Origin of the sequence: Sphingomonas sp. IW22 (assembly GCF_041321155.1) — a bacterium.
Taxonomy (GTDB): domain Bacteria; phylum Pseudomonadota; class Alphaproteobacteria; order Sphingomonadales; family Sphingomonadaceae; genus Sphingomonas.
Genome location: NZ_JBGGWB010000001.1, coordinates 1,252,238 through 1,273,297 on the forward strand (window position 1 = coordinate 1,252,238; position 21,060 = coordinate 1,273,297).

Annotated in this window: 20 protein-coding genes; 12 read left to right on the plus strand and 8 right to left on the minus strand. The window is 64.7% G+C overall.

Features of this window, described 5'->3' with window-relative positions; all coding sequences use genetic code 11:
• Window positions 1–34: 34 nt before the first annotated feature.
• The 3 genes from ACAX61_RS06355 to sucC form a co-directional block, all read right to left on the minus strand.
• Window positions 35–964 (minus strand): electron transfer flavoprotein subunit alpha/FixB family protein, encoded by a 930-nt coding sequence (locus ACAX61_RS06355; protein WP_370713935.1) that lies wholly within the window; start codon window positions 962–964, stop codon window positions 35–37.
• Window positions 961–1,710: an electron transfer flavoprotein subunit beta/FixA family protein gene (locus ACAX61_RS06360; protein ID WP_370713936.1), complete on the minus strand. Its 750-nt coding sequence runs from the start codon at window positions 1,708–1,710 to the stop codon at window positions 961–963. Before ACAX61_RS06360 ends, ACAX61_RS06355 begins: the two co-directional genes overlap by 4 nt.
• Before the next feature lie 177 nt (window positions 1,711–1,887).
• A complete protein-coding gene (gene sucC / locus ACAX61_RS06365; RefSeq protein ID WP_370713937.1) occupies window positions 1,888–3,087 on the minus strand; it encodes an ADP-forming succinate--CoA ligase subunit beta in 1,200 nt (399 codons plus the stop codon).
• 204 nt (window positions 3,088–3,291) lie between these two features.
• Between sucC and ACAX61_RS06370 the strand changes: the two genes are divergently transcribed.
• Both ACAX61_RS06370 and ACAX61_RS06375 read left to right on the plus strand, forming a co-directional pair.
• The gene (locus ACAX61_RS06370; protein ID WP_370713938.1) at window positions 3,292–3,759 is read left to right on the plus strand and encodes a DUF2721 domain-containing protein; all 468 of its coding nucleotides are present in this window, start codon (window positions 3,292–3,294) and stop codon (window positions 3,757–3,759) included.
• On the plus strand, window positions 3,756–4,187 hold the full coding sequence (locus ACAX61_RS06375; RefSeq protein WP_370713939.1) for a DUF4345 domain-containing protein: 432 nt from the start codon (window positions 3,756–3,758) through the stop codon (window positions 4,185–4,187). Before ACAX61_RS06370 ends, ACAX61_RS06375 begins: the two co-directional genes overlap by 4 nt.
• Here the strand turns inward: ACAX61_RS06375 and ACAX61_RS06380 are convergent.
• From ACAX61_RS06380 to ACAX61_RS06390, 3 genes are all read right to left on the minus strand, one after another.
• Window positions 4,139–5,587, minus strand: a complete 1,449-nt coding sequence (locus tag ACAX61_RS06380) for an amidase (RefSeq protein WP_370714928.1) — start codon at window positions 5,585–5,587, stop codon at window positions 4,139–4,141. The two genes, ACAX61_RS06375 and ACAX61_RS06380, sit on opposite strands and share 49 nt — an antisense overlap.
• Window positions 5,588–5,680: 93 nt before the next feature.
• Window positions 5,681–6,736 carry a ribonucleotide-diphosphate reductase subunit beta gene (locus ACAX61_RS06385; RefSeq protein ID WP_370713940.1) on the minus strand — a complete coding sequence of 352 codons (1,056 nt, stop codon included), beginning with the start codon at window positions 6,734–6,736 and terminating at the stop codon, window positions 5,681–5,683.
• 20 nt (window positions 6,737–6,756) lie between these two features.
• Window positions 6,757–6,999 carry a hypothetical protein gene (locus ACAX61_RS06390; RefSeq protein ID WP_370713941.1) on the minus strand — a complete coding sequence of 81 codons (243 nt, stop codon included), beginning with the start codon at window positions 6,997–6,999 and terminating at the stop codon, window positions 6,757–6,759.
• Window positions 7,000–7,049: 50 nt separating this feature from the next.
• Between ACAX61_RS06390 and ACAX61_RS06395 the strand changes: the two genes are divergently transcribed.
• From ACAX61_RS06395 to ACAX61_RS06410, 4 genes are all read left to right on the plus strand, one after another.
• Complete coding sequence (locus ACAX61_RS06395) at window positions 7,050–7,328, plus strand: DUF2171 domain-containing protein (RefSeq protein ID WP_370713942.1); 279 nt, start codon at window positions 7,050–7,052, stop codon at window positions 7,326–7,328.
• 656 nt (window positions 7,329–7,984) lie between these two features.
• A complete protein-coding gene (locus ACAX61_RS06400) occupies window positions 7,985–9,829 on the plus strand; it encodes a cation:proton antiporter (protein ID WP_370713943.1) in 1,845 nt (614 codons plus the stop codon).
• Window positions 9,826–10,458, plus strand: a complete 633-nt coding sequence (locus ACAX61_RS06405) for an OmpA family protein (RefSeq protein ID WP_370713944.1) — start codon at window positions 9,826–9,828, stop codon at window positions 10,456–10,458. The genes ACAX61_RS06400 and ACAX61_RS06405 overlap by 4 nt, the downstream gene beginning before the upstream one ends.
• Window positions 10,455–11,840 carry a mechanosensitive ion channel domain-containing protein gene (locus tag ACAX61_RS06410; protein ID WP_370713945.1) on the plus strand — a complete coding sequence of 462 codons (1,386 nt, stop codon included), beginning with the start codon at window positions 10,455–10,457 and terminating at the stop codon, window positions 11,838–11,840. Before ACAX61_RS06405 ends, ACAX61_RS06410 begins: the two co-directional genes overlap by 4 nt.
• Window positions 11,841–11,933: 93 nt before the next feature.
• Here the strand turns inward: ACAX61_RS06410 and ACAX61_RS06415 are convergent, their stop codons facing one another.
• Together ACAX61_RS06415 and ACAX61_RS06420 are read right to left on the minus strand one after the other, a co-directional pair.
• Window positions 11,934–13,841 (minus strand): ribonucleoside-diphosphate reductase subunit alpha, encoded by a 1,908-nt coding sequence (locus tag ACAX61_RS06415; protein WP_370713946.1) that lies wholly within the window; start codon window positions 13,839–13,841, stop codon window positions 11,934–11,936.
• Window positions 13,842–14,248: 407 nt separating this feature from the next.
• A complete protein-coding gene (locus tag ACAX61_RS06420; RefSeq protein WP_370713947.1) occupies window positions 14,249–17,227 on the minus strand; it encodes a M16 family metallopeptidase in 2,979 nt (992 codons plus the stop codon).
• A 361-nt stretch (window positions 17,228–17,588) separates the two neighbouring features.
• On the opposite strand from ACAX61_RS06420, the gene ACAX61_RS06425 reads away from it, so the two are divergent.
• The 6 genes from ACAX61_RS06425 (at window position 17,589) to ACAX61_RS06450 (ending at window position 21,035) form a co-directional block, all read left to right on the plus strand.
• On the plus strand, window positions 17,589–18,167 hold the full coding sequence (locus tag ACAX61_RS06425; protein ID WP_370713948.1) for an aspartyl/asparaginyl beta-hydroxylase domain-containing protein: 579 nt from the start codon (window positions 17,589–17,591) through the stop codon (window positions 18,165–18,167).
• Between the two features lie 52 nt (window positions 18,168–18,219).
• On the plus strand, window positions 18,220–18,795 hold the full coding sequence (locus tag ACAX61_RS06430; RefSeq protein ID WP_370713949.1) for a NifU family protein: 576 nt from the start codon (window positions 18,220–18,222) through the stop codon (window positions 18,793–18,795).
• Window positions 18,796–18,825: 30 nt separating this feature from the next.
• Window positions 18,826–19,419, plus strand: coding sequence for a malonic semialdehyde reductase (locus ACAX61_RS06435; protein WP_370713950.1), 594 nt, complete (start codon window positions 18,826–18,828; stop codon window positions 19,417–19,419).
• A gap of 14 nt (window positions 19,420–19,433) precedes the next feature.
• Entirely contained in the window at window positions 19,434–20,042 is a 609-nt protein-coding gene (tsaB, locus tag ACAX61_RS06440; RefSeq protein WP_370714929.1) for a tRNA (adenosine(37)-N6)-threonylcarbamoyltransferase complex dimerization subunit type 1 TsaB, read from the plus strand.
• A complete protein-coding gene (locus tag ACAX61_RS06445) occupies window positions 20,039–20,521 on the plus strand; it encodes a GNAT family N-acetyltransferase (RefSeq protein ID WP_370713951.1) in 483 nt (160 codons plus the stop codon). The genes tsaB and ACAX61_RS06445 overlap by 4 nt, the downstream gene beginning before the upstream one ends.
• Before the next feature lie 100 nt (window positions 20,522–20,621).
• On the plus strand, window positions 20,622–21,035 hold the full coding sequence (locus ACAX61_RS06450) for a Ros/MucR family transcriptional regulator (protein ID WP_370713952.1): 414 nt from the start codon (window positions 20,622–20,624) through the stop codon (window positions 21,033–21,035).
• The last annotated feature ends 25 nt before the right edge of the window (window positions 21,036–21,060 follow it).

Genomic DNA, 21,060 nt, shown 5'->3' on the forward strand with positions numbered 1-21,060 from the left:
TGGCCCCGCGCCCTTTCCGTTCGACCGCAGTCGATCAGAGCTTTTCGGTCAGCTCCGGCAGCAGCTTGAACAGATCGCCTACCAGGCCGAGGTCCGCGACCTGGAAAATCGGCGCGTCCTCATCCTTGTTGATGGCGACGATGATCTTGGAATCCTTCATTCCCGCCAGATGCTGGATCGCACCAGAGATACCGACCGCGACATAGACCTCGGGCGCAACGATCTTGCCCGTCTGCCCAACCTGATAATCGTTGGGGGCATAGCCCGCGTCGACCGCCGCGCGCGACGCGCCGATGCCGGCGCCCAGCTTGTCGGCCAGCGGCTCGATCAGCTCGTGAAACTGCTCCGCCGAACCCAGCGCGCGACCGCCGGAGACGATCACCTTGGCGCTGGTCAGCTCAGGCCGCGCCGATGCGGCAATCTCGGACCCGACGAAGCTGGACAGGCCGGCATCGCCCGCGCCCGTCACTGCCTCGACCGTGCCCGAACCACCCTCAGCCGCCGCCTTTTCAAAAGCAGTGCCGCGAACCGTGACGACCAGCTTCCTGTCGGCGGTCTTCACCGTGGCGATGGCATTGCCGGCATAGATCGGACGCGTGAACGTGTCCGGCCCTTCGACCGACAGAATGTCGGAGAGCTGCATCACGTCCAGCAGCGCCGCGACGCGTGGAGCAATGTTCTTGCCCGTCGTGGTCGCCGGCGCGACAAAGGCGTCGTGGCTGTCCATCAGACTGACGACCAGCGGCGCGACATTTTCGGCCAGCGCATGAGCATAGGCGGCATCGTCGGCCACATGCACCTTGCCCACACCGGCGATCTTCGCCGCGGCATCGGCAACGCCCGACACGCTCTGACCAGCGATCAGCAGATGCACTTCGCCAAGCTTTGACGCGGCGGTCACCGCTGACAGCGTGGCATCCTTGACGGCCTGACCGTCATGTTCGACCCAGACGAGCGTCTTCACTTGGCAACTCCCATCGCCTTGAGCTTCATCACCAGTTCGTCAACATCGGCAACCTTGACCCCTGCCTGCCGCTTGCCCGGCTCGGCAACCGACACGACCGTCAGACGCGGCGTGGTGTCGACGCCGTAATCGGCGGCGGTCTTGTTCGCCAGCGGCTTGGACTTTGCCTTCATGATGTTCGGCAGGCTGGCATAGCGCGGCTCGTTCAGGCGAAGGTCGGTGGTGACGATCGCCGGCAGCTTCAGGCTGACCGTTTCCAAGCCGCCATCGACTTCGCGCGTGACCTTCACGGCCTCGCCCTCGACCTGGACCTTGCTGGCAAAGGTGCCCTGCGCCCAGCCGGTCAGCGCGGCCAGCATCTGGCCGGTCTGGTTGGCGTCGTCGTCGATCGCCTGCTTACCCAGGATCACCATCTGCGGCGCTTCTTCGTCGACAACGCCCTTCAGGATCTTGGCGACGGCCAGCGGCTCGACCGGACCTTCGACGGTGACCAGGATGGCACGGTCGGCGCCCATGGCCAGCGCGGTCCTGAGCGTGTCCTGCGCCTTGGGCTCGCCGATCGAAACGACGACGATCTCGGTCGCAACGCCCTTTTCCTTCAAGCGGATCGCCTCTTCGACGGCGATTTCGTCAAAGGGGTTCATGCTCATCTTGACGTTGGCCAGGTCGACGCCGGTGCCGTCGGCTTTCACGCGCGGCTTCACGTTATAGTCAAGCACGCGCTTGACGGGCACGAGTAGCTTCACCAGTGGCTCCTTTCCCTGCGACGGGTCTGTTTTCAAACTTCGGTACGCACCGTTTCTGGGCGTTCATGGCCGGTTTCGCAAGTCCGGTACGGGCCAGGCGGCGTTCCGTAGCGGCAAATGCAAGAAAGGCCCGGGCGTTGCCGCCCGGACCCTTCAACGCGAATCACCCGATTGGGTTCAGGCGACTTTCTTGACCTCGGCCACGATCTTCTTGGCGGCGTCGCCCAGATCGTTGGCCGGGACGATCGGCAGACCCGAATTGGCCAGGATGTCCTTGCCCTGCTGGACGTTGGTGCCCTCAAGACGGACGACCAGCGGCACCGACAGGTTCACTTCACGCGCAGCGGCGACGATGCCGTCGGCGATGATGTCGCACTTCATGATCCCGCCAAAGATATTGACCAGGATACCCTCGACCGCGGGGTCGCTCAGGATGATCTTGAACGCCGCGGTCACCTTTTCCTTCGAAGCGCCGCCGCCGACGTCGAGGAAGTTGGCCGGGAATGCGCCGTTCAGCTTGATGATGTCCATCGTCGCCATCGCCAGGCCCGCGCCGTTGACCATGCAGCCGATGTTGCCGTCCAGCTTGATGTAAGCGAGGTCGTACTTCGACGCTTCCAGTTCCATCGGATCTTCTTCAGTCTCGTCGCGCAGTTCGACCAGATCCTTGTGACGGAACAGCGCGTTGCCGTCGAAGCCGACCTTGGCGTCCAGGACCATCAGCTTGCCATCGTCGGTAACGGCCAGCGGATTGATCTCGATCTGCTCGGCGTCGGTGCCGAGGAACGCGTCATACAGCTTGGACGCGACATTCGCGGCCTGCTTGGCAAGGTCGCCGGTCAGTTCCAGCGCAGCAGCCACGGCGCGGCCGTGATGCGGCATAAAGCCGGTGGCGGTGTCGATGTCGATCGAGTGGATCTTTTCCGGCGTGTCATGCGCGACGGTTTCGATGTCCATGCCGCCTTCGGTCGAGGCAACCATCGACACCCGGCCGGTCGCGCGGTTGACCAGCAGCGCCAGATAGAATTCCTTGGCGATGTCGACGCCGTCGGTCACGTACAGGCGGTTGACCTGCTTGCCGGCGTCGCCCGTCTGGATCGTGACCAGCGTGTTACCGAGCATTTCGGTGGCCGCGTGGCGAACATCGTCCTCGGTCTTGGCAAGGCGAACGCCGCCCTTGGCGTCGGGGCCGAGTTCCTTGAACTTGCCCTTGCCGCGGCCGCCAGCATGAATCTGTGCTTTCACGACATAGAGCGGTCCGGGCAGCTTCTTGGATGCCTCGACCGCTTCTTCGACGCTGAGGGCGGCAAAGCCGGCGGGTACGGGCACGCCGAACTTGGCGAGCAGTTCCTTGGCCTGATATTCATGGATATTCATCGCGCGGGCTTCCTTCCTTCGGAATTGGGGTCGCGGCAGGTGTTTGCCAGTGCCCTAAGCACAGCCGCGCGGATGAATCCAGTCCCGATCGACTCAACGGACAAACTCTTTTTCGCACCTGCTTCGCAGTCGCAATAGGGTTGGCGAACTGCTCCTGGCCTTTTCCACTTGCCGCACCCCGGCTTCATCATCACAAGACGGGCAATGGAGTTCGTCATTTCGACCGTCGCGGAAACCATCCAGATCGCAATCGCGCCGGTGTTCCTGCTCGCCGGGATCGCCGGGCTGTTGAACGTGCTGACCGGGCGACTGGCGCGGGTGATCGACCGGGCGCGTTCGCTCGAGCAGCTACATCCGCGCACCACTGGTCCCGAACATGATCGCCACGTCTGGGAATTGCGGCGCATCGACCGGCGGATCACGGTCATCAACCTGTCGATTTCGCTGGTGACCGCATCGGCGATCGCCATCTGCGCGGTCGTTGCATTGCTGTTCATCGCGGAATTATCACACCTGCGGATCGGCACCGTCGTGGCCAGCGCGTTCATCGGTTCGATGGTCATGCTGATCCTGGGACTGGTCTTTTTCCTGATCGAAGTGCGTATGTCGCTGAAGGCGTCGCATATTCGGGAGGAGTTGCTGGAGCGCGACCGCACACGGCTGGACCGGTGACGGGCGGGCGGCGGGCGCTGCAACTGTCGGTTGCCGCGGCCAGCCTGGTACCGCTGTCGGTCGCCACGATCAGCTTGCTGCGCGGCCCCATATGGCTGGGACAGGCAGCGCCGATCGCGACCGATCTGGACAGCCATTTCCGTTATCTGTCGGGTATCTTTCTTGCCCTAGGCATCGCCTTTGCCAGCTGCATTCCCGCCATTGAGCGCAAGGGCCCGCGCTTTCGGCTGCTCGCGGCGATGGTCGTTGCCGGCGGAATCGGAAGGGCCTGGAGCGCGTATCAGGTCGGCGGACCATCGGCGGGGCACATAGCCGGACTCGCAATCGAGCTGGGCCTGGTCCCCGCACTGGTCCTTTGGCAAGCGATCGTCGCCGTGCGTTACCGCACCGGGTCTAGTCCCGGCCCGGCATCGGCCGACGGCGCATAACGCGGCGCGGGAAAGGCACCGCGCGCCGCCTCGAACCCGGCACCTGCATCGAACAGCAACTGCTCGCTCCATTTCGCGCCGATAAACGACAGGCCGACGGGCAGATCGTCGAGCAGCCCCATCGGCACCGTCAGATGCGGATAGCCCGAAATCGCGGGCAGGCCGCTGGCCGACGGGCCACTCACCTGATCGCCATGCACCGGGTCCGACAGCCAAGCCGCGCCATAGCTGGGAGTCACGATCAGCCGGACGTCGGCCAGCATCGTGTCCAGCGCCTGCGTCGCCAGTGCCTTGGACTTCTCCCGCGCGGGGCGATAGCCGGGGTCGGCGGTACCGCCGGTCTTTTCCGCCGCCTCGAAGATATCCTGTCCAAAGAAGGGCATTTCCGTCGCGGCATTGGTGCGGTTGAAGGCGATGACGTCGGCCAGCGTGCGGACCTTCACCGTGCCCGGCGTGGTCGCCAGATAATCGGCCAGATCGGACTTCAGCTCCATCTTGAGTACGTCGAACTCCGCGGCGCCCATGCCCTCGGTATCAGGCCGCTTTACGTCGACCAGTACCGCACCCGCGCCGCGCAAAAGTGCCAGCGCCGCGTCGAATCGTGCGCTCATGTCGCTCGACAGGCGCGCCGGGCGCAGCACACCGACCCGCATGCCCTTCAGCACTGCCGGGTTCAGCCGCGCGGCATAGTCAACGCGATGGGCATCCGCATCGGCGGTCGCGGCGTCGGCGGGATCGCTGCCCGCCATGGCACCGAGCAGCATCGCGGCGTCGCGGACGCTGCGCGCCATCGGGCCGGGCGTGTCCTGACTGTGGCTGATCGGCACGACATGCGTACGGCTGACCAGCCCCAGCGTCGGCTTCATGCCGACAAGGCCGTTGATGGCCGAGGGGCAGACGACCGAGCCATCGGTTTCGGTCCCCACCCCGGCCCAGGCAAAGCCAGCCGCGATCGCCGCACCCGTGCCGCTGGAGGATCCGCATGCCGTGCGGTCGAGCGCATAGGGATTGCGGACCAGGCCGCCCGCCGCGCTCCATCCACTCATCGAATCGGACGATCGGATATTGGCCCATTCGGACAGGTTGGCCTTGCCCAGCATGACGATCCCCGCGTCACGCAGGCGCGCAACGACGGGTGCGTCGCGACCCGTCATGTTGTTCGCCAGCGCCAGGCTGCCCGCCGTAGTGGGCAATTCGCGCGTGTCGATATTGTCCTTGATGAGGACGGGCAGCCCATGCAGCGCGCCGCGCACTCGGCCCGCCTTGCGCTCCGCATCCAGACGTCGCGCCTGCTCGATTGCGTCGGGTGCCACGGCGATCACCGCATTTAGCCGCGGGCCCTTGTGATTCATTGCCTCGATCCGGTCGAGATAGGCGCGCGTTGTGCGCTCCGCAGACATTTCTCCCCGGTCCTGCGCGGCGGCGGGTGCGGCAAATGCCAACCCCGCCGCCACCGCCAGCCCACAGCGCCCCCACGCCCCCGTCATGCCGATTTACTCCGCTGCGACACCTGCCTGAGCAAACATATCGCCCAGCGCATCTGCGTCTTCGTTCGCAGGTGCAGCATCGTTTACCTTTTTACGCTTGTCAAAGCTGTCCCACACATCATTCCAATTTCCGCGCGTGGCGCCCTTGGAATATTCGGTCGCGCGCGTTTCAAAGAAATTGGCGTGCTCGACACCGTTCAGCAGCGGGGTCAGCCACGGGATGGGATGTTCGTCGATCATGTAGATCGGCTTCAGGCCCAGCTGGCTCATCCGCCAATCGGCGATGTAGCGGATATACTTCTTGATATCCTTGGCCGTCATGCCGTTCACCGGGCCCATTTCGAACGCCAGGTCGATGAATGCGTCCTCCAGCCGGATCGTCGTCTGGCACACATCGGCGATATCGTCCTTGACCGTTTTGGTCAGGCAGTCGCGCTCCTTGGTGAAGGCGTGGAACAGACGGATGATGCCTTCGCAGTGCAGGCTTTCATCGCGCACCGACCATGACACGATCTGGCCCATGCCCTTCATCTTGTTGAAGCGCGGGAAGTTCATCAGCATCGCGAACGACGCGAACAGCTGAACCCCCTCGGTGAAACCGCCGAACATTGCCAGCGTGCGCGCAATGTCCTCATCCGAATCGACGCCGAACTGCTGAAGATAATCGTGCTTGTCCTTCAGCTCGCCATATTCGAGGAACGCGCCATATTCGCTTTCCGGCATGCCAATGGTGTCGAGCAGGTGGCTATATGCCGCAATATGCACGGTCTCCATGTTGCTGAACGCGGTCAGCATCATCTTGACCTCGGTCGGCTTGAACACGCGGCCATATTTTTCGTGGTAACAGTCCTGCACCTCGACATCGGCTTGCGTAAAGAAGCGGAAGATCTGGGTCAGCAGGTTGCGTTCATGCTCGGACAGCTTCTGCGCCCAGTCGCGGCAATCCTCGCCCAACGGCACTTCTTCGGGCAGCCAGTGAAGCTGCTGCTGGCGCTTCCAATATTCATAGGCCCAGGGGTATTCGAACGGCTTGTACTGCTTGCGGGCTTCGGTCAGCGACATCGGGGATACTCCGGACAGGATCAGCGATTAAGGGCGGTGGCGGCAATCGCGGCAAAGCCCGCGACGAACACGCCGAACATGGTCAGCATCATGCCCGCAATGCGCAGGCCATAGCTTTGCCGTGCGATCGGCCCAGCGCCAAAGGCACGGGCCACGCGCGCGGGCGTAATGAGCATCGGCGCGCCGATCGCGAACGCGACCAGCCCGACGAGCAACTGGATGGCAAAGGCGGTCGTCATGCCGCCGTCACCGGCGCGGCGCATCCTAAATGCGTCGCAGACGTTGGACCCGCGACCATCAACGGAGAGACGACATGGCCGACCTCAGCAACATTCGCGAGCATATGGAAGTGATCGGCGCCGATGGCGTGCATATCGGCACCGTCGACCGGGTCGAGGGCGACCGCATCAAGCTGACCAAGCAGGACTCGGGCGCCGATATCGAAGGCGGCGGTGAGGGGCTGCATACCGACCATCACCATTTCATCCCCGGCGGTCTCGTTGCCGAGGTCGAGGGGGATCAGGTCCGGCTGTCGGCCAACGCCGATGTGGCAATCACGTTCGAAGAAGAAGAGGGCGGCGAGGCGCTCTGACGCTTTCCGCCGATCGCTGAACGGCGCGTCGGCCTGCAACCCGCGGGCCGACGCGCCGTCATCGCCCGGATTGCGCGCGCAATCCAGAGACGTCCGCTTATAGGCGCGGTCGGCCACCATACACCGCAAGGGGCGCATTTGATGCCGATGCCGGTTGATCACCCGTTTCATTCAACCTCGCTTCTCGCGGCGTGAACGTGAGGCCGTCGACGCATTTGCGACGGCTGAAAAATGTTCGTCCGCATCGTATCCATACCCGGTGCGATGCGCCACCCCGATTGCGCGTTCGGCACCGCCTTTCTTGTGGTAAATTCCAGCGATAGTTGATGGGCCACGTTTTGAACCCCAAGATGTAGGGTATCGGTCACAAACTGCCCAACACGCCATGGACCCGAAAAATGTAGTGCCGATGGCTGTCTGGACGGGCGCAGTCGTCAGATCCGACGTGCCGTCTGCGATTCCCGAACAGCGGAACATAAGATGATCGCGGGCGTGTCATACGCCATTCCGTGCGGTGGTTTGACTGGCCAGGGATAACAAGCGCCGGACGGGGCGCAACGGAACTTCTGGCGCCGATCAGGTTGACACGACAACCGTCAGTGGCGGAATATTTGGTCGGCGGGGAACGGCACCCGTGGCGACATGCTCGGAGTGCTATGAATCATCTCGCCATCGTTGTTGCGCTTGTCGGTGTGATCGGCATCGGCGCGCAGTGGATCGCCTGGCGCTCCGGCCTGCCGGCGATCGCCCTGATGCTCGTCGCCGGGATTATCGCCGGTCCGGTCACCGGCGTCATCCAGCCTGAGGAGGATTTCGGCCATCTGCTCGAACCCGCCGTATCGCTGGCGGTAGCGGTCATCCTGTTCGAAGGCGGTCTGAGTCTCAATTTGCGCGAGCTGCGCCACGCCGATGGCGGGGTGCACCGACTGGTCCTGCTGGGGGTGCCGATCGGCTGGGCTTTGGGGGCGCTGGCCTGCTATTATGTGGCAGGGTTGGTGATGCCGGTGGCGATCCTGTTCGCAGGCATTCTGGTGGTGACGGGACCGACGGTCGTCATCCCGCTGCTGCGCCAGACCAGCGTGGCGGCCCGGCCGCGCGCGATCCTGAAGTGGGAAGCGATCGTCAACGACCCCATCGGCGCGCTGTGCGCGGTCGTGACCTATGAAATTTTGCGGCAGGCGGGCAGCGGCGCGACCGTGGTTCAGGCGATGTTGTCGCTGGTGCTGGCGGCAATAGTCGCGGGCCTGATCGGTTTCGCCGCCGCGCGCATCCTGGGCTGGGCATTGCCGCGCGGCCACGTCCCCGAATTCCTGAAAGCGCCGGTGCTGCTGGTCGTGGTGATTGGCACGTTCGTTGGCTCGAACGCGATCCAGCAGGAAACCGGGCTTCTGGCGGTGACGGTCATGGGTGTGGTGCTTGCCAATATGGGGCTGGCCAGCCTGCGCGACATTATCTCGTTCAAGGAGGACATGACGATCATCCTGATTTCCGGGGTTTTCGTCCTGCTTTCCGCCTCGCTCGACCTATCGGTCCTGCGCCAGTTCGAATGGCGATTCGGCCTGTTCCTGCTGACCCTGTTGTTCGTGGTGCGGCCCGCGACCGTCCTGTTGAGCCTGGCATTCAGCCGCATCCCGTGGCGCGAGCGGTTGTTCCTGGGCTGGATCGCGCCGCGCGGCATCGTCGCGGTGGCGATTACTGGCCTGTTCGCGCTGCGTCTGGACGAACTGGGCTATGGCGATGGCGGCACGCTGGTCGCGCTGTCCTTTGCGGTAGTCGCTGCGACCATCGTGGCGCATGGTTTCAGCATCAGCGCGGTCGCCAAACTGCTGGGCCTGACCGTACCGGGCGGGCGCGGTATCCTGATCGTCGGTGCCACACCGTGGGCACTCGCGCTGGCCGATGCGCTGCGCCGGTTGGACGTCAGCGTCGTGGTCAGCGACACCAGCTGGCAAAGGCTGACCCCCGTGCGGGAGGCGGGCATCCCCATCTATCATGGCGAAATCCTTGCCGAAGCGACCGAAGAGCGGCTGGACCTGCAACAATTCGGCACGCTGGCCGCAGTGACCGACAATGAGGCGTATAACGCGCTGGTGTGCAACGAATTCGCGCCCGAATTGGGCCGCGATAATGTCTATCAGCTGGGCGACGCCGCCGGTGACGATCCGCGCAGCCTGCCCGCATCGCTGCGCGGACGCGCACTGTTCCGGTCGGGGCTGGGGGTCGAGGATTTGGCCCGCCGCGACGCCGATGGCTGGACCTTTGCCAGTCTAAATGGCGGCGACGGCGCCAAGCTGGCCCAAGCGATGGAGGCGCCGCCCGGCGGAAGCGAGCCGTTGCTGTTGATCCGCCAGAATGGCAGCATCCGTTTCTTCACCCACGCCTCGCGTCCCAGCGCAACCGACGGCGAAACCGTGCTCGTCTATGGTCCTCCAGAGGATCTTGCCGGATGGCACGTGCACGAAGAAGCGACCCGCCCGCATCAGGAGGCCCGCGACCCATGACGATCATCCGACTGCTCGCTCCCCTGCTCGTGCTGTCGCCGCTATCAGCCTGCGACCGCACCACCCCGCCCGCTGCCCCGCCGGAGCCGCAGCCCACGGCTACGCCGACCCCGCAAGAGGCCAGTCAGTCGATTATGCAGCCACAGGTCATTGCCGAGACCAAGGCGCCGCCGGTCCCGCTCCCCACGCCTGAGCCGACCAACCTGCCCAACATCACCATCGCCTTTGCATCGGGCGCCGCGCTGGACGACGCGGGGCGCGCGGCGCTGGACGCGCTGCTCGACGATCCGGCGGTGCCGGACAATGCGCGCTTCGTCCTGCGTGGGAGCAGCGACACGCTGGGAAGCGACGCTGCCAACCTCGCCACTTCCCGCCGCCGGGCGCGGGCGGTCAGATCCTATCTGCTGGACAAGGGCGTTGCGGCGGATCGCGTCACCGTCATCGCGCTTGGCGAACATCGCCCGGTCGCACCCAATGTGACGCTGTCCGGCGAAGACGATCCGGCGGGGCGCGCCCGCAACCGCCGGGTGGATATCGAAGTGCTGCCGCCTGACGCCGAACCGGCGGAGGGTCAGCCGACCGGCGACGACCCCCCGCCGCCGCCCGCCCAGGCGGCAAGCGGCAGGTGACCGACGCCAGCCATGCCATGATCCGCGCGGCGCTGTTCATCCTCGCATGGCTGATGGCGCCCGCCGCGATGGCGCAGGCGCTTCCGGTGCCGCAACCCAGCGCTGAAGCACCCGCCCAGCCCGCCGAAACCGCGATCGCGGCACGCGCGGATGCCGGATCGGATGCCGACATACGCTATCGCATTCGCAGCATCTTTTCCGAAATTGCGGGCTTGAGAGCGGTTCAGGTGCGCGTGTCCGCCGGGGTCGTGACCTTGAGCGGCACTGTCGCGACCACCGAGGACGTCGAGCGCGCCGCCGCCATTGCGGGGCGCGTCGCGGGCGTTGTGACGGTGCAGAACGACCTGCGCCGCGATCTCGACGTCGACACCAATTTGTCGCCCGCGCTGGACAAGTTCAGCGACGATGTGCGCGGATTGGTGCGCGGCCTGCCGCTGCTGGGCGTTGCGCTCACCATTGCGGTGCTGGTGGGAGGATTGGGCTATCTGCTCGCTTCGTTCAGCCAGCTATGGCGGCGGATCACGCCCAATATCTTCCTGGCCGAGCTGCTGGCGACGCTGGTGCGGTTCGTTTTCGTCGTGCTGGGCATCGTGGCCGGGCTGGAGGTGCTGGGCGCGACGGCGCTGCTGGGGGCCGTGCTTGGCGGCGCGGGGGTGATCGGCATCGCCATCGGCTTTGCCGTGCGCGATACCGTCGACAATTACGTCTCCAGCCTGATGCTGAGCCTGCGCCAGCCGTTTCGCGCCAACGATCATGTCGTGATCGAGGGGCATGAAGGCCGCGTGCTGCGCCTGACCAGCCGGGCGACGATCCTGATGACGCTGGAGGGAAATCACCTCAGGATACCAAACTCGACCGTCTTCAAGGCGGTGATCCTGAACTACACGCGCAACCCCGAGCGGCGCTTTCAGTTCGATCTCGGCATTGATGGCGCTGACAATCCGGTGGATGCCATGGCGGTGGGTCTGGCCGCCATCCGCTCCCTCGACTTCGTGCTGATCAAACCGGCGGCGAGCGCGATCATCCTTGACGTGGGCGATTCGAACATCGTCCTTCGCTTCTTTGGATGGGTCGATCAGCGGCAGACCGACTTCCTGAAGGGCCGAAGCCTGGCGCTGGATGCGACCAAGAGTGCGCTGGAAGCCGCCGGGTTTGCGCTACCCGAACCTATCTATCGCCTGCGGTTCGATCCCTCGGCGGGCCAGCGCGGCCATGTGCCCGAGGAGCGGGAAGCGCGCGCCAAGGGGGCGCAACGGACACCCGGTGCCCCTCCCGTCAGCCACGACGCCGAACCCGACGCCTCGATCACGAAGCTGGTGGATGAGGAGCGGGCCGATACCAACGCCGACGATCTGCTCGACCACCGCCGACCGATTGAATAACCGGCCGCACATGAAAAAGGGCGGAGCGTCAAACCGACTGCTCCGCCCCTTCACAGGCTGTACCCAAACCCGCTTACAGGCGGGCCCCGGCGATTACTGACAAGCCAGACACTCGTCATAATCGGTGCTTTCGCCCAGATTGAACTGCGGCTTTTCAATCGTGTTGTCCGCTTCCACGCCACCGGCGAACCCGGCGCGCTGCACCGATTTGGAGCGCAGATAGTAGAGCGACTTGATGCCCAGTTCCCATGCGCGAAAATGCAGCATCAGCAGATCCCACTTCTCAACATCGGCGGGAATGAACAGGTTCAGCGACTGCGCCTGGTCGATATAGGGCGCGCGGTCGCCCGCCAGTTCCAGCACCCAGCGCTGATCGATCTCGAAGCTGGTCTTATAGCAGTCCTTTTCCTCCTGGCTGAGGAAATCGAGATGCTGCACCGACCCGCCCTTTTCGAGGATGCTATTCCACACCGCGTCCGAATTCTTGGACTTTTGGCTCAACAGCTTCTCAAGATACGGATTCTTGACTGCAAAGCTGCCCGACAGCGTCTTGTGGGTATAGATATTAGCCGGGATCGGTTCGATGCACGCGCTGGTACCGCCACAGATGATGCTGATCGACGCGGTGGGCGCGATTGCCATCTTGCACGAAAAACGCTCCATCACGCCGACATCGGCGGCGTCGGGGCACGGGCCGCGTTCGACCGCGAGCTGCATCGACGCTTCGTTCACCTGCGCGTTGATGTGCTTGAAGATGCGCATGTTCCACGACTTGGCCATCGCGCCTTCGAACGGCAGCCCGCGTGCCTGCAGGAAGCTGTGGAAGCCCATCACGCCAAGGCCCACCGAACGCTCCCGCATCGCCGAATAACGGGCGCGGGCCATCTCTTCCGGCGCGCGATCGATATAGTCGGTCAGGACATTGTCGAGGAAGCGCATCACATCCTCGATAAAGACCTTGTCGTCCTTCCACTCGTCCCAGGTTTCCAGGTTGAGCGAGGACAGGCAGCACACCGCCGTGCGGTCGTTGCCCAGATGGTCGGTGCCGGTCGGCAGCGTGATTTCGCTGCACAGGTTCGAGGTCGAAACCTTCAGCCCCAGTTCCCGGTGATGCTTGGGCATGGTCGAGTTCACATGGTCGCTGAACACGATGTACGGCTCGCCGGTCGCCAGTCGCGTTTCGACCAGTTTCTGGAACAGCGAACGCGCATCGACCTTGGCGCGGACCGACCCGTCCTTGGGGCTTTTCAGTTCCCATTCGGCGCCGTTGCGCACGGCTTCCATGAAGGCGTCGGGGATCAGCACGCCATGGTGCAGGTTCAGCGCCTTGCGGTTGAAGTCGCCCGAGGGCTTGCGGATTTCGAGGAACTCCTCGATCTCCGGGTGCGAAATGTCGAGATAGCAGGCGGCCGAACCGCGCCGCAGCGATCCTTGCGAAATCGCCAGCGTCAGCGAATCCATGACGCGCACGAACGGGATGATGCCGCTGGTCTTGCCGTTCAGGCCGACCGGCTCGCCAATGCCACGCACGCTGCCCCAATAGGTGCCGATGCCGCCGCCGCGCGACGCCAGCCAGACATTCTCGTTCCAGGTCGCGACAATCCCCTCAAGGCTGTCGGGCACCGAATTAAGGTAGCATGAAATGGGCAGGCCGCGCCCGGTGCCGCCGTTCGACAAAACGGGGGTCGCGGGCATGAACCACAGTTTCGAGATATAGTCGTACAGCCGCTGGGCATGGGCACCGTCATCGGCATAGGCCGACGCCACGCGCACAAACAGGTCCTGATAGGATTCGCCGGGCAGCAGATAGCGATCCTTGAGCGTTTCCTTGCCGAATTCGGTCAACAGCGCATCGCGGCTGTGATCGACCTCCACTGCATGCAATTGGGGGTCGATCGTCTTGGAATCGCGGGCCGAACGCGCCGGAGCGGCAGCTTCGGCGACAGGAGCTTCGGCAATATCGGTCATGTCGCTCACTTTCGCATCGTCCCTGAAATCCATGACTGCCCCGTTCCTCGTTCGTTCGACTCACTCACACGGGTCCGATGGTAACACCGGACGCTTACGCGCAAGAACAAAAAGTGACCACGTCACAGGTTGGGCCGATCGGCGGCAAAGGCCGCGATATTGGGGTCGCGGCACAATGAACACCAGCGATTGTGTCAGCCCCAGGACGTGACCCCCATAGATTGTGGGCAATCGAGGCCGGGTGCAACCGCTAAATGACGATTTGAGGGTTCGTTTCGTCGCTTCGCCCATCGGGTCCGACGACATAAGCGGCCGCATAACCGCCGCGACGCATGGTTGGTCCTAGCCTTTTTCAAACGCAAGGGGGCAAAGCAGGAACGAAAAAAGATTGCCGTGGACAAATTGGCGCGGCGGGTCGCACGGGGCGACCCGCCGTCAGCTCACCGGACCGCGCCGGCCGTCGCTGCAGCGCCTTGGCCCTTCGCAGCTGCGAGCACCTTGTCCGACGGCACCACTGCCATGGTCCAGTCGCGCTCGGGGCGAAGATATTTGGCGGCCAGCGCCTGAAGCTCGGCGGGTGCCATGCGGCCCAGATCCTGCGGCAACGTGGCGATGCTTTCCAGCCGCTTGGGATCGCGCGTGCCCCCGCCGGTCTGCATCATCCAAAAGGTATTGCCGCTCGACATGCGGATCCAGTTCTGGGCCACGGGCAACTGGGCGCGGCGCAGTTCGTCCTCCGCCACCGGGGTCGTCACCAGATCGGCGGCGATTTCGCGGGCAAGCTGGAAGAAGAAATCGGTCTTGTCGGGCGGCACCTGACCGATCGCCACCAGCCGCCCGCCGCCGGGCATCCCCACCGGCCAGTCGTTGATGACATTGGGGGTATAGCTGACGCCCGCCTGGCTGCGCAGCCGGTCGAACAACCGGTCGCGGAATATCGCTGCCAGAACCTCAAGCCGGCGGCTTTCCGAAATCGCGTCGCTGCCGCCCGCGGTCGGCCATGCAATCACTGCCGCCGCCTGATTGGGCTGGCCCTCATGCGTACGCACCACGGGCGTGTCGTTGTGCGCGGGAAAGCCCGGCGCCGGACCGGAAAAGGCCGCCGTCGTGCGCGGCTTCATCGCGCCGAACGACGCACTCACCGCCTCGATCACGGCATCCGCCTTGACGTCGCCATAGACCTGAACCTCGATCGGGCCGCTGGCTAGGATCGGTTCCCAAAAGTCGCGAAACGCCCTTGCGTCCAGCGCTTCGACCGCTTCGCGCGGGGGGACGCCCCAGCGCGCGTCCCCTGCGTGCATCAGCTTTTCCAGATCGCGGCCGATCACGCCGTCGGGCGAACTGTCGAACGTGGCATAGCCCGCCAGCATCACCGCCCGCGCGCGCGCCACCGGATTGGGATCCCAACCGGGCGCAGCCAGCTTGGCGGCGATCAGCTTGAGCTGGTCGGCAAGATCGGCGGGCGTGGTCAGCGCGCCGAACATGAAGGCATCGTCGTCGGTCGCAAAGTCGATGCCGATCTGTCGCCCGCTGGTCAGTCGGTCGATTTCCTCCTGCCCGAACTTGCCGATGCCCGACGGCACCAGCGCGAGATCACCCGCCCAGAGTGGCGTGACCCGGTCGGCAGGCAGGCCACGCAGCCCGCTGCCAAAACGGACGCGGACATAGACCTTGCTGGTTTCGGATTCATTGGGAAACACCAGCAGGTTGACGCCATTGGCATAGCGCACCTGCTCGATGCCCGGATCGACCACCGCTGCTTCGCGTGACACGACCTTGCCGGGCGCGCCCAGCCGGGGCAGGTCGCCAAAGCCGATATCACCACCCTTGGCGCGCGCGATGGCCAGTTTGGACACATCCTCGTCCAGCACAGCCGCCAGTCGCGCCTGCGTGCCCGCATCGGGCGCACGCGAATTGACGATCGCGCGGCGCTCGCCCTCGAACACCTTCTTCGTCGCCGCCAGCACGCGCGCGGGGGTAAAGAACTTCTTCTCCACCGCGCCGCGGAAAATGCCCAGCGATCCTTCGGCAGAAGCCGATGTTTCGCGAATATCGACTGCCTGCACGATCTGTTCGGCCTGAAGCGCGCCCGCTTCCACCCGGCTGGTATCGACGGCATTCTTCATCGCGGCATCGATTTCGGCCACTTCGCGGTCAATCTCGCGCTGGGTGGGGGCGTTCAGCATCGCGTCGGCAATGGTCGCGCGCACGTCGCGCACGGCGGTTTCCCAATCGTCGCCCACCGGCACAATCGTAACCGCCGTCAGATTGGCCGAACGCGCCACGTCCTGAAGATCGGCATTGGCCGTGATGAAGCTACCCCCGGCGCGCGCACGCGATTCCAGGCGGCGGTTGATGATTCGGATCGCGATCTGGTCGATCATGCGCTCCTGATTGAACAGCACCGTGTCGGCAGTGATGTTCCAGGGCCGCAGGATCGCCATGCTGACCACCGGCGGCAGCGAGGGTTCGACCGTCACCGCGCTGGCGGGCGCGTCACCCTGGGGCTTGCCGAAATCGGGCGCGGGCGTGGCGGCGCCCTGCGCGGCCCAGCCGCTGAAATGCTTTTTCACCATCGCCTCGAACACCGCAGGGTCGGCGTCACCGGCGATGACGATGGTGGTGCGGTCGGGGCGGTACCAGCGCTGGTGGAATGCCGTCACAGCATCGGCAGTCGCGGCGTTCAGCGTCTCGACCGTGCCGATGGGCGAGCGCTCAGCCAGCGGCTGACCGGCGAAGAACAGGCTGCGCGTCGCATCGGCCGTCCGCATCTGGGGGTTCAGCCGCTCACGCTGTTCGGCCAGCACGACGGGCCGCTCTGCCTCCAGCGCGGCTGGGGTGAGGGCGGGTTCGGCCATCATGCCCGACAGCACCTTCATGCTTTCATCCAGCCCCTGCGGCGTCGCGGCGGGCAGGTCCAGCTTGTAGACCGTCTGAGTAAATGTCGTGCTGGCGTTCGAGTCGGAGCCGAACGTCACGCCCAGCCGCTGCCACAACCGCTTGGATTCGCCATCGGGCACGTAACGCGACCCGCGAAAAGTGAGATGTTCGATCAGATGGGCAAAGCCGCGCTCGCTGTCGCGCTCCATCAGCGAACCCGCATCGATCCGCACCCGGATCGCCACCTGCCCTGGCGGCACGCCATTGCGGCGCACGGCATAGCGCAGGCCGTTGGAAAGCGTCCCGAACCGCCACGCCGGGTCGGGCGTGATGTCGCTGCCCTTGTACAGCCATGGCTCGTCGGCGGTCTGGACCGGGCCCGGCTTCATCACCGGGATGACCGTGGGCGCGGCAGCGGGGACCGGCGCTGACTGTGGAGCAGGCGGCGGGGTGGCGACCTGACGACCGGTGGCGGGGATGCCTGCGGCCAGCGCCAGTGCGCCGATTGCCGTCAGGCGCGAACGAAACAGGGGGAGCATGGGCGCAAGGCTAGCGCCCTTTCATGCGCCCCGCCAGCCATGCCCTGCCGCAATCGGGGCGCGCTTCGCCATGATTTCGACCCGAATCATGCTTAGCGGCACCAGACTTGCGGGCGGCCGCCGCCCGTGACCGACCCTGTCAACGATCCCGGTGTCCCGTGCGTATCATGACCCGCCCCGCCGTTCGAAAGGACGTAGCCGCACCCCCGTCCGATCGTGTGCCCGACATGCGTCGCGGTGCTACGGGCGACCGGCCGCTGGTCATTCGGATGGGTCGCCGACTGTGCGGCGCGTCCGACCGGCTGATCGGCGGATCATCGTTGGTGTCGACCGATCCGGTTCTGGACATGCGCGACTTTGCGTGGACCTGCGGAATGCATGGAGCGCGATACGCGAGGAAGCCTGTGCCGTCGCCCTGCACGCCGATGCCGCCGCCGGAACGGCCACGCCGGAATCGTGCCAGTGGCGTCCCTTCTTCCTGCACGGTCACGGCTTCCCGATTGCCGAAAACCTTGCCCGCTGCCCGCACACGGCGACGGCGCTGTCCCGGATACCGGGTCTGAAGACGGCATTCTTCTCTGCCTTGGCGCCTGGCGCGCACATCCCGGCGCATCGTGGCGTCACGAAGGGGCTGATCACCTGTAACCTCGGCCTGATCGTACCGCGCGACGGTGATGCGCGAATGCGCGTTCACGACCGCGTCCTTCGCTGGGCGGAGGGGCAGACGCTGGTATTCGACGACACTTATGATCATGAAGCCTGGAATGACAGCAACGGCACATGCGTGGTGCTGCTGATCCAGTTCGAACGGCCCCTTGCTCAACCGGGCAAATGGTTGGCCGACCTGTTCATGGGTGCGGTCAGGCGCTCGCCCGTCGTTCGCGCGGCGCGCACCAATATTCATGCATGGAACGCCGCGATCCGCCAGATGGATGTCTGATCGCGGTCTTCGCGCCCTTGATCCCCCCGCCCGTCGCGGCCACATGGCGACCATGCTGATCGAAACCGAAACCACGCCCAATCCGGCGACAATGAAATTCCTGCCCGGTCGCGCGGTGATGACCGCCGGCACGCGCGATTTCGCCACACCCGAAGAGGCAGAGGCATCGCCGCTCGCCGACGCCCTGTTCGGCTTAGGCGACGTGACGGGTGTCTTCTTTGGCCGTGACTTCATCAGTGTGACGGCGGCGCCCGGCGTCGACTGGCCGGGGCTGAAGCCCGATGTGCTGGGCATTCTGCTCGACCATTTCTCTGCTGACATGCCGCTGTTCCGTCCCGGCAGCGCCGCCGGTATCGCCGTCCCGCCCGAAGCGGCCGAATTTGCGGAAAACCCTGAAGACGCCGACATCGTCGCGCAAATCCGCGAACTGATCGATACGCGCGTCCGCCCGGCCGTTGCGAATGACGGCGGCGACATCATTTATCGCGGCTTCGATCAGGGCAAGGTCTATCTTCAGATGCAGGGCGCCTGTTCGGGCTGCCCGTCGTCGACTGCCACGCTGAAGCACGGCATCGAACAGCTGCTCAAATATTATGTGCCGGAAGTGACCGAAGTTCGCGCCGTCTGAGCGGCCATTGACGACAAAAGGGGTTTTGACATGGGCCAGCCGCTCGATGACGCCGCGCTCGACACGATCTTTCGCGCCGCACGCACCTATAATGGCTACCACGACACGCCGGTCACCGAAGCAGATGTGCGCGCCATTTACGACCTGGTGAAAATGGGGCCGACTTCGGCCAACCAGCAGCCGGCACGCTTCGTGTGGCTGCTTGATCAGGCCGGCCGCGACAAGCTGGCCGACTGCGCCAGCGAGGGCAATGCCGACAAGATCCGCAACGCGCCCGCCGCCGTGGTGATCGGCATGGACGAGGATTTCCATGAACAGCTCCCCTGGCTGTTCCCGCACACCGACGCCAAAAGCTGGTTCACCGGCAGCGAGGCGGCCCGCCGTGAAAGCGCGTTTCGCAATTCGACGTTGCAGGGCGCCTATTTCATCATCGCTGCGCGGGCGCTGGGTTGGGACACAGGGCCGATGTCGGGCTTTGACGCGGACAAGGTGCAGGCCGCCTTCTTCCCGGATCAGCCCAAGGTGAAGGTCAACTTCATCTCGACCCTGGGCAAAGGCGATGCGGAGACGATCTTCGATCGCAGCCCGCGCCCCGATTTCGAGACGTTCAACCGTATCGGCTGACGAATTTGCGGACCTTGGTGATCGAAACCGCGACGGCCGCCTGTTCGGTCGCGCTGCTGGAAGGCGGCGCGGTCATCGACGCGCGTCATGAAGTGGTGGGTCGCGGCCATGCCGAACGGCTGTTGCCGATGATCGCCGAACTGACGGGCGGCGGTCGTGCCGACGCTATTCGCGTCGATTGCGGCCCCGGCAGCTTCACCGGCATTCGTGTCGGCCTTGCCGCCGCGCGCGGGCTCGGCCTTGGCTGGGACGTGCCGGTCAGTGGATTCAGCGCATTGCCGCTGGTCGCTGCCCGCGCCTTTGCCGACGCGCCCGAAGCCGATGCCCTTGCCGTGGTGATGGAGGGCGGACACGGTGAGGTCTTCGTGCAGTGCTTCGATCGCCCGCATCGCCCCCGCAGCAGCTTTGCCTCACTCAGGCCGGACGCGGCGCTGGCGGCGATTGCCCCCGAATTATGGATCGTGGGCGACGGGACCCGGCATCTGGCCGACAGCGGCCGGAGGGTGGAGGCTCGCCACCCCTGCGCCGCCGACCTGGTGTTATTGACCGACGAACAGGTCGCGCTGCCCGCAACGCCGATCTATGGCCGCGCGCCCGACGCCAAGTTGCCGGGCGCGCGTTGAGCAGCACGGCGCCCGCCATCGCTCTACGGCCCGGCAGCGCTGCCGACCTAAAATTGGTGGCCGTATTGATGGCCGACGCATTCGATCCCCAATTCGGCGAAGCATGGACGACGGGCCAGTGCCTGGGCGTGATGACGCTGCCCGGCGTCTGGCTCACCCTGGCCGAAGTCGACGGCGTGCCGGCGGGCTTCGCTCTTGTACGCACCACGCTCGACGAGGCTGAGTTGCTGCTGTTGGGCGTGCGCCCCAGAAGCCGTCGTCGCGGCGTGGGTGCCAGTCTTCTGCGCGGCGTGATCCGCGATGCGCGTGATCGCGGGGCCAATGTTCTTCACCTGGAGGTGCGGGCCGGCAACGGTGCCGTCGCCCTTTATCGTGGCGAAGGTTTTGAAAAGGTCGGGATTCGTCGTGATTATTATCGTGGCGCATCAGGCGATGTATTCGACGCGCACACTTATAGGCTGGATCTTTCCGGCATCTGATCGTTTCCAGCTTTCGACTTGAATTTGTCCGTCGATGCGTCGATAGGGCAAATCGGGTCTCGCGCCACGCAGCGCCAAATCCGGGTCGAAAGGATAATTTATGAATAACCAGAATGAGCTTCAGGAAACGCTGGTCACGTTGACCGCCGATATCGTTGCGGCACATGTTAGCAACAATAGCGTTGCGGTTTCGGATCTTCCGCTGCTCATCCAGAATGTACATGGCGCCCTGTCGGGCCTTGGCGGTAGCGCGCCGGAGCCTGAAGTGAAGCAGGAGCCCGCCGTGTCGGTTCGCGCGTCGATCAAACCCGATTACATCGTGTGTCTTGAAGACGGCAAGAAGCTGAAGATGCTGAAGCGGCACCTGATGACCCATTATCAGATGACGCCGGAACAGTATCGCGCCAAGTGGAACCTGCCGGCCGACTATCCGATGGTCGCTCCCAACTATGCCGAACAGCGCCGCAGCCTGGCGAAGAAGATCGGCCTGGGCACCAAGCGCGGCAAGCGCTGAGACCCAAACCTGTCGGGAGGGGCGT